This window comes from Mesorhizobium sp. M7A.F.Ca.CA.001.08.2.1 (assembly GCF_003998455.1).
Lineage (GTDB): Bacteria > Pseudomonadota > Alphaproteobacteria > Rhizobiales > Rhizobiaceae > Mesorhizobium > Mesorhizobium ciceri.
This window is the reverse complement of sequence record NZ_RZPW01000734.1, coordinates 1-3075: the sequence shown is the minus strand read 5'-3', so window position 1 is coordinate 3075 and position 3075 is coordinate 1. Positions and strand designations below refer to the sequence as shown.

Genomic DNA, 3075 nt, shown 5'->3' with positions numbered 1-3075 from the left:
GTTTCACCACCGTGCGCGACCTCGGCGGCGCGACTGTGGCTCAGGTCCATGCGATAGAGCAGGGTCTTATCGAAGGTCCTCGCCTGGTCATTTGCGGCAAGGCCATGGTGCAGACCGGCGGCCATTCGGACTATCGGACGCGCTACGACATGATCAGTGGCGACCGTCAACTCGACCAACTCGGCTCGGTAGGACGCATCGTTGACGGCGTCGACGACTGCCGCCGTGCCGCTCGCGACGAGGTTCGCAAGGGCGCCAGATTCATCAAGGTGATGGCCAATGGCGGCGCGGCATCCTCCCATTTTCCTCGGCCATATCTCGGCTATTCGATGGATGAGCTGCGCGCGTTCCAGGACGAAGCCGACAAGGCCAAGATGTATGTGTCGGTGCACACCCACACCGACGAGGCCGTCGCACGTGCACTCGAATGCGGTATTCATTCGATCGAACACGCGACACTTATTACCCCTCAAACCGCTGCCACCGCTGCGAAGCAAGGTGCGATCGTCACGCCGACGATCGCCGCCTATGAAGCGCAGATCCGCGAGGCCGATGCGCTGAAGCTGGATCCCGGCTTTGTGGAACGCCTGAAATGGGTGCGCGCAAGAGGTCCCGAATCGCTGGAGACGATGCGGGCAGCCGGCGTCAAGCTGGCTTACGGCACCGACGTGTTGGGCTCGATGCACAGCTATCAGTCCGAAGAGTTCCTGATCCGCGCGGAGGCGCTGCCGGCGATCGAGGTGATCAAATCGGCAACCCTTACCGCCGCCGAACTCGTCCGTATGGAAGGCAAGGTCGGCACGATCGCGGCAGGCGCCTTTGCCGACCTCCTCGTGGTCGACAAGGATCCCGTGAAGGATCTGTCTGCGCTGGGCAGTCAAGGCCGCTACATGTCCGCCATCATGAAGGATGGTGCATTCGTGAAGAACCAGCTCGCAGCCTAGGCTCACGCTGGGACCAATCACGCCGCCATCCTTTTGCCAGTCTTGAGATGTCCGCTCCGGGGGCGGACCGGCTGTGTCACTTGGATATCGACAAGTCTTCCGCGTTCACGCCTTACATCGTGGAACGCGACGAGGTCCATCCCATCGAAGGCTCTGAGCGCGCGTCCAGCCAACTATCCCAATGCTGAATTCGACCGCCCTGGTGTCCGCGCATCGCTGGAGGTCGCGCATTTGAGCGAAGTTTCAGTAACTGCTGAGTGGAAGGACATAGCTCGTTCGAAGAGGCGACGCCAAAGCTTTGAAGGGCTGCCCTATTTGCTGTTGGCGCCGATCGCCATACTTCTGGTTCTGGTGATCGTTTATCCGCTGGTTGAGGCCGTGCGGTCTGCCATGACGGACGCATCTTTTGCCCAACTGGGCACGCGCCCGCTTCAGCGGTTTTCAGAACTTCATCAAGCCGGTCAACGACCCGGCCTCCCTCGAGGAGAGCTGTCTTGCCGGAAAGAGGCAAATCCCTTGTCTGGCTGGTTGTTCCCCTCCCGCCACGCTGTACATGGGAGGTTAGTCCATGGAGGACATTCACCCCTTCTTCGGCGCCAACGCTGCGAGCGGAGTGGCTAGCTCCGGCCAGGCCGCGGTCCGGTGGGTCTGAAGCTGCGGGTCGCTGATCGTATTGTCCCAATCGACCGCGAGGAAGCGTTTGCCGGTTATTTTGTCGCCCTCGCTGGTCAAGAGCGCCAGAATCATCGGAGCCATCATCTCGGGGCGGATAAGCGTCTCGCGATCAAGGCCATCCCTATCGGGAACCATGGCCGTGTCTACCGGCCCGCCCGGCAACACGACGTTGACGGTGATGCCTGATTCATCGAGTTCGCGCGACAGCATCATCGACCATGCTTCGAGAGCCGCCTTTGACGGTCCGTAGGGGGAAAAGCCCGGCCGCATCATGGTCAAGTAGCTCGTGCTGACGTTAATGATGCGGCCCCATTTCTGCGGACGCAGGCGCGGAACGACCTGGCGCGACATGTTGAACGTGCCGCAGACATTGGTCAGCATGAATTTTTTCCACAGTTCTTCGCTGACGTCTTCGATCTGCAAGGGGAGAGTCTCGTAATGTGGGTGCACGGCGTTCATGCCGAGCGCGGCATTGTTGATGAGGACATGCAATCCACCGAAATGCTCTGCAGCAGCATCCACGCCCCGTTTGCAATTCGCCGGATCAGTGATGTCGACCTGCAAGGCAAGGAACTTGTCTTTCCCAACGCGCTGCTCAACCCGGCTCACACCATCCAGATTGATATCCATGCCAGCAACACGCACCCCTTCCTTGACAAGCGCTTCAGCAATGGCAAGGCCGATACCTGCACCGGCCCCCGTTATGATCGCAACCTTCCCCTTGAAATCCGAATACGGCATAAATCCTCCCAATTGCGTGGCTTAGTCCGTCGATCGGGAACGTTCCGATGACAACGGGCCAACTAGTCGCCCAGGAGGCGACGCAGTTCTGATAATGATACGACGGCGTTAGCCCCAGTCGCGATTGGGAAGTGATGCATCGTCTCGGACGATGCCACCAGCGCTCATCCTTGGCCACGGCGTCACTTGCCAATCGCGTCGGTCGACCGTCCGCAATTCGGATAGCTCCCATGCAACTCCGTCAAGACCTGCGCGACACCATTTTTGGAAGGACTCAATCGCTGGCTGAGATGCCTGACGCGCCGGGTTTTTCCCTCCTACCCGAAGTCACTCCTGAAACGCTTCCTCGCGCCTCGAGCGTATGCTGGGCAACAGCACCAGGACCAACAGTATCGCGGCCAGAACGATCAGCATGAGGCTGCCGGGCCGGGTGAGGAACACGGTCGGGTCGCCACGGGAAAGCACCATTGCCCGCCGCAGGTTCTCCTCCAGCATCGGTCCCAGCACGAAGCCGAGCAGCAGCGGCGCTGGTTCGAAGTCGAGCTTGATCAGGATGTAGCCGACGAGGCCGAACAGGGCCATTGTGTAGATGCTGAACGAGTCGTTGTAGACGCTGTAAGCGCCGATGCAGCAAATCGCAACGATCGCCGGAGCGAGGTAGTGGTACGGCACCATCAGCATCCGCACCCATATGCCAATCAGAGGCAGGGTAAGC

At 60.1% G+C, this 3075-nt stretch carries 3 protein-coding genes; 1 reads left to right on the top strand and 2 read right to left on the bottom strand.

Annotated elements, in window-relative coordinates; translation table 11 throughout:
- Positions 1 to 944 (top strand): amidohydrolase family protein (locus EN914_RS29920; RefSeq protein ID WP_164779011.1); only part of this gene is annotated, 944 nt, incomplete at its 5' end.
- A 579-nt stretch (positions 945 to 1523) separates the two neighbouring features.
- On the opposite strand, the gene EN914_RS29915 is transcribed toward EN914_RS29920, so the two are convergent.
- Positions 1524 to 2360 (bottom strand): SDR family NAD(P)-dependent oxidoreductase, encoded by an 837-nt coding sequence (locus EN914_RS29915; RefSeq protein WP_024504889.1) that lies wholly within the window; start codon positions 2358 to 2360, stop codon positions 1524 to 1526.
- Between the two features lie 327 nt (positions 2361 to 2687).
- Positions 2688 to 3075 (bottom strand): tripartite tricarboxylate transporter permease (locus EN914_RS29910; protein ID WP_206527273.1); only part of this gene is annotated, 388 nt, incomplete at its 5' end.

Excerpts from the sequence above, each read along its gene's own strand:
- EN914_RS29915 (WP_024504889.1), bottom strand. The coding sequence starts at position 2,360 with ATGCCGTATTCGGATTTCAAGGGGAAGGTTGCGATCATAACGGGGGCC.